The 5,490-nt window shown below is 39.5% G+C and carries 6 protein-coding genes; 1 reads left to right on the top strand and 5 read right to left on the bottom strand.

Translation table 11 applies throughout. The features are described from left to right. Positions 1 to 906: IS1380-like element ISBha1 family transposase (locus tag E2L07_RS19990; RefSeq protein ID WP_134229984.1), on the top strand; the 906-nt coding region annotated here is incomplete at its 5' end. Between the two features lie 156 nt (positions 907 to 1,062). Here E2L07_RS19990 and E2L07_RS19985 read toward each other — a convergent pair. The 5 genes from E2L07_RS19985 to E2L07_RS19970 all read right to left on the bottom strand — a co-directional run bounded on the left by E2L07_RS19985 (position 1,063) and on the right by E2L07_RS19970 (position 5,335). Further along, entirely contained in the window at positions 1,063 to 2,640 is a 1,578-nt protein-coding gene (locus tag E2L07_RS19985; RefSeq protein ID WP_243855021.1) for a beta-ketoacyl-[acyl-carrier-protein] synthase family protein, read from the bottom strand. Then, on the bottom strand, positions 2,637 to 3,722 hold the full coding sequence (locus E2L07_RS19980) for an alpha/beta fold hydrolase (RefSeq protein ID WP_134230474.1): 1,086 nt from the start codon (positions 3,720 to 3,722) through the stop codon (positions 2,637 to 2,639). The genes E2L07_RS19985 and E2L07_RS19980 overlap by 4 nt, the downstream gene beginning before the upstream one ends. Before the next feature lie 172 nt (positions 3,723 to 3,894). Continuing rightward, entirely contained in the window at positions 3,895 to 4,053 is a 159-nt protein-coding gene (locus E2L07_RS21000) for a hypothetical protein (protein ID WP_166740144.1), read from the bottom strand. A gap of 114 nt (positions 4,054 to 4,167) precedes the next feature. Then, the gene (locus E2L07_RS19975; protein WP_166740143.1) at positions 4,168 to 4,407 is read right to left on the bottom strand and encodes a thioesterase II family protein; all 240 of its coding nucleotides are present in this window, start codon (positions 4,405 to 4,407) and stop codon (positions 4,168 to 4,170) included. Between the two features lie 217 nt (positions 4,408 to 4,624). Beyond that, a complete protein-coding gene (locus E2L07_RS19970; RefSeq protein ID WP_134230472.1) occupies positions 4,625 to 5,335 on the bottom strand; it encodes an MBL fold metallo-hydrolase in 711 nt (236 codons plus the stop codon). Positions 5,336 to 5,490: the final 155 nt, after the last annotated feature.

Below are 5,490 nucleotides of genomic sequence, written 5' to 3'. Positions count from 1 at the left end.
AGAGAGTCAAAAGCACTCATCATTGATTTAGATTCAACACATGCTGACACATACGGCCAACAAGAATTTACAGCTTATAATACCCATTACGGGACTGTTGGCTTTCATCCATTGGTTGCCTTCGATGGGATAACAGGCGATTTCCTAAAAGCCCAGCTACGCCCTGGAAATGTGTATACGTCCAATGGTGTTGTGGATTTTGTGGAACCACTTATCAAACATTACAATGAAAAATTTCCGGCAACGACACCATTCTTACGCGGCGATAGTGGTTTTGCCGTTCCAGCTCTATACGATTTATGTGAACGTGAATCGGTTTATTATGTCATTCGTTTGAAATCTAACGCCATTTTACAGCGAATGGCAGATGAATGTCATCCAGCCACAGTACCGTCAGATGTGACAAAGTCTGAATGTTATTATGAGGAAATCGACTATCAAGCGAAATCATGGTCTAAGCCGAGAAAGGTCATCATCCAATCGGTTCGCCCTGCAGGCGAATTGTTGTTTACCCATTCATTTTTTGTAACGAGTCTAGGAGATGTATTCTCTCCAAAAGATATCGTTCGTACGTACCAAAAAAGAGGGACGATGGAGAACTACATCAAGGAAGCTAAAAATGGTTTTTATTTGGATAAAATGAGCAGTCACTCTTTTCAAGTGAATGAAGTGAAAATGATGGTAAGCCTGTTAGCCTATAACCTAACGAATTGGCTACGTACGCTTTGCTTTCCAGAAGCACAAAAAGGGATGCAAATTGAAACCATACGTACAAGGGTCATTAAAGTGGCTAGTAAATTAGTGAAATCAGGACGATCCCTTTACTTTAAATTGTCCTCTAGTTTTGTATACCAAGATTTTTTCTGGAAAGTACTTCAGCGGATTCAACAGCTAAAGCTAGGATAGAATCGAAAAATCCTGTTTTTTAAAACACGATTTAAGACCAAGGGAGAAGTATGCCCAAAAACAGGCATTTTTCCGCTCCTCATTCTAGAAAGATGCTTTTCAGAAGAAAATAACCATGATTCTTTCAAAGGGATCGGGAATCTAATCGTTTTTGGCCTAAAACCCTGATTTATGTTCGAGGTATGAATAATTCAGGCCTAAGTATTTTTCCGCACTTTTTAAGCTGCCACGAGAAGTTCCATAAACAAGCCCAATTTGTTCATTGTCTATGTTGGAAAGGGAAGTGTTCTTTAAAGCTAAATCGCATGCTGCAATGCTATATTGAGTTAGTGGGTTCATCCGTCTTTCGTATAATGAACGATTATATTCTTTAAGGGAAAAATCTAGTTGAAATGTAGTAGGTGAATCTTGATGTAAGTTAGATAGAAGTGTTCCATCATGATCGGCCAACCTATGAATGGTTCCATAGCCATAAACGCCAATTCGCTTCTTCTCCTCAGCACTAGAGGTGGTGATCGTAGCTGGTGAGAACGCTGGATGGTATACATTTTTTGATAGAATTGAAGAATTGTGTCCACCAAAGGCTGAGTTGTTACATAAAAAATACTTTGGTTTATATGATTTCATTTCGTTTGTCACTAATTTCTGATGATTGCAGCCTTCCCTCGCCTGCGAAAAGTGAAGTGTTGCAGGGAGAAGACCTTGTTCTAATGCCAGCAATGTCGTCGCGTACTCAATTGCTGCAGCCGCTCCTAGATTGTGACCAAAATACGCTTTACTTGAGCTAACGTAAATGTTGTCGAATTGCTTGCCGAAGTAAGCACGTAGCCCTCGCAATTCTGCAGGATCATTTGCTTTTGTTCCGGTTCCATGTGTATTAATGTAATCAATTTCATCTTTGGAAATATTCCCTTGTTCAATGGCCATTTCAACCGCTTTTCGAATGCCTTGTCCCTCCGGCTGAGGAGCAGTCTCATGATAGGCATCACTGCTCAAACCATAACCTTCTACGACCGTATACACCTTTGCGTCCCTTGCTAACGCTTTTTCTAATGGTTCCAAAACAAGAAAAGCAGAACCTTCTCCAAGACTTAATCCATATTGTTCATTATAAGGAGAACATGGTTGATCATTTAGAGCCTTTAAAGCATTAAAGCCCGCATATACAGAAGTGGACATTGAATCCGATCCACCTGCGATCATGACATCAGCAAACCCGTGGCGAATCATGTCACACGCATATCCAATTGCATTTCCACTTGCGGCACAAGCAGTGTTTAACGTGATGACTGGTCCAGTTAAACCGAAATATTTAGCTACAACATCTCCTTGTTGATAAAAAGGATAATTTCGTGTTTTTTCTAGGTCTAATTCCTGTAAAGCTCTCTGTTCTTCCAGTGAATTCAGGCCACCATTGCATGTTCCAAAGGCTAAGCCAATCGTTTTTTCTACTGTCTGATCTACTCTTGCCTCCTCCAAGGCTTCCTTAATAGAAACAACAGCATACTGAGCGCAACGATCTAACCCTTTCTGTTCCTCAGGTGTAAAATGATCAGATGGCTGGAAGGAGCTAATCTCGGCCCCAATTTGGCTAATAAATTCTTGTACGTCGAATGACTGAATCGGTCCAATTCCTGTTTGATTGTCAAGCATATTCTGAAAAACTTCCTCTTTGTTGTGTCCAATGCTTGTTAAAATTCCAATACCTGTGACAGCAACCTTTAATGAGTTCACCGTTTCCCATCCCGTCCCTTCCATTTGTTGTATGTCAGTAAAAACGCTAACATGATTCGAACAAAGTACCTCTTGCTATTGCTATGCTTTAGGATGCTTAGAGGAATGATTTTTTGAATGAGAGGCAAATGATTCGGCGATCCATGAACATCATCAAACTCGTAAAATGTCAAATTCGCTATGTTGTCAAGAAGAAATGATTTCTCACTTTTAGGAATGATCTCATCTTTGCTACTAAAAATATAAGTAATAGGAATTTTAAGCTTGTTTAATTCTTTTGGCATAAAAGCGAAACGAGAAAGTGCTCGTCCGACATGGTCTAATTCCTCCTCCATCACATGAGCCAACGTTGCTTGCGTGATAAAAGGGACATTCAATTGAGAATAGTCTTGAAAGAAATAATGAAGTGGGGCTCCTACCGTCGTAATTCCTTTAATGCGTTCGTCATGTAACGCTTGCTTCATAGCAAGATGACCACCAAAACTCATACCAACAATATACGTGTCACCAACCTTAGCTTGTCCGGCAAACGTATCTAATATTTGGCCAATCATCCGATAAGAGTCTGCATTATAACGTACTTGATTTTCTCCTACACCAGGACATTCTGTAATGAGGACTGAAAATCCGAGCCGCTTTCCAACTTGCAGAAAGACACTCCATTGTTCCTTTATCGACACAATTCCACCAAGTACGAGCAAACAAGGAAGATCAGGATGAAGGTTTGCAGCATAAACAGTTACCTTTTGATTATCATAATAAACTCTATGTTTTTGTACATCTTCCCTACAATATGCTTGCTCAAAAACCTTCGTCAAACGGGCTGCAGCCTCTTGCTGTAAGCTCGTTTTCGGAAAGGGAAAGCGCGCAAAATTGTAACATTGAATAGCATCTTCTATCGCATTTGCTTGCAAGCATTTGTTGGTAGCATCCACCCACTGCCAATCCCACCCTCCCGCTGTAGGCTCTTCTGAGGCTGCTCGTTCAATGCTCTGTAATACTTGGCGTGGGTTGATCGCTTGGAATGAATGTGTTTTTACATGTAGGTCGGCGTATTGTTTTAACTCTTTTAACGCAATCACCTGACTTCACCTACTTTTCCCAGAAACATTTTCATGAAACGTTCGACAATTTCTGGCTTTTTTAAGATGTGAAAATGATCTCCTTCGAATGTTTCATAATGAAAGGATTGCCTCCAACACTTCCTCCACTCTATGACTGGGCTATTTCGTGTAATGAGATCTTTTGTTCCAATTAAACATAGGTAGATATAGGTGCATCATCTTGAACAAATCGAAATGATTTGACAAGCAGTAAATCTGAACGAACAATAGGAGCAAACCATTGAACAAACGCAGGAAGATCAGCATATTTAGACGGTATTCCACCAATATCAACTAGCTTCTGAATCATTGTACGATCATCTTCTTTGAGTATACTCACATCATTTTTATATTGATGCAACGGCCTAACACCACTCAGGATACGAAAGCTAAGCCACTCATCTTGATAGATTCTCGTTACCTCTTAAGCTAGCATAGCTCCTAAACTATGACCAAAAACCCCCCACTCTTGTCCCTTTACTCTTTTTCTTTGAATTTCGCCGGCAAGATCTTGGGCTGCACTCTGGAAATCTGTATGAAAAGGCTCACGAATTCGTCTTCCTCTCCCCGGTAAATCAAGGGGAATCGTCTCAATTCCAGAAAATCCCCAACCATTAAATAATGATGACGAACCACCGGCACAATGAAAGCAAAATAGCTGCATTAAGCACCTCCTTCCTTTATAACCTACGGTTACTAACCTAAGGTTATAACAAATCATCGTTTTATAAATTTCAACATATTTTTTCTAAACTTAATATAATTTTTATAAATTCAATAGAAAAATACCTTTTTTAGAATAAAAAGGTATATTTTCTTACATAAAACATTTATTTGTCGTAAATGATGTTTTGCAATTGTGTTAATGTCATAAAGAGTGGTTAGCTGATCGTACGATCCTCGTTTTTGATTTTTTGTTGATCATTCCGCTCATACTTGTAATGGGTCAAATATTCATTAATTTGTGTATGAGGATTGTCAATATCATTCCCATGACAAATACTCACTTTACTTGGCTGAAGCTTTTTGACAATCTCTCCACTTCTCACAGCCTCATTCATATCCGCTGTAAACATTTTAATAGGTTGCTGTAACTTGCCACGCTTCGATGTAAATAAATCGCCTCCTAACAGGACTCGATCTTTTTTATGATAATAACAGACATGACCTGGAGAATGTCCTGGTGTATGGTAAGGTACTAGATTTCCAAAACAGCGAAACTCCCCGTCCTCATCAACAGGCAATGGCTTAGCAACACCCGGTTCAACTAAATATTCCCTTTTTTTTCGACCTGGGAAAGGCTCTTTCCCTTCCATATGTTTGATATCAAGCGTATGAACATACACTGGGAGGTCCTGGATGTCTAAAATCTTTTTTAGCCCGCCTACATGATCTGAGTGACCATGTGTTAACAGGACACCTTTCACTTTTCCTAACTTTTCAGCTTCTTTAAGAATTCGTTTTCCCATATAAGGCATTCCTGTATCGACAATATAGACGCCTTCGTCCTCTTTCACAATCCAAGCACTCATTTTCAGCAAGAACCAACTCTCCAGCTTATAGATGTGAGGGGATACTTGTATTCGTTTCATCTTCCTCCACTCCCTCTATAAATTAAGGTTTTCTTCAAAATGCTTTAAATATCTTAGAATTTCATTGCCTTTTGTTATCCTCTGATTAGATGACACTTGCATTTCATGCATTTGTTGGAAATATGAATGCCATCCTGGTAGAGATCATGCTTTCT

Source organism: Halalkalibacterium halodurans, assembly GCF_004376175.1.
Lineage (GTDB): Bacteria > Bacillota > Bacilli > Bacillales > Bacillaceae_D > Halalkalibacterium > Halalkalibacterium halodurans.
Note: the sequence above shows the minus strand (reverse complement) of the source record. Positions and strands in the feature narration are given on the sequence as shown.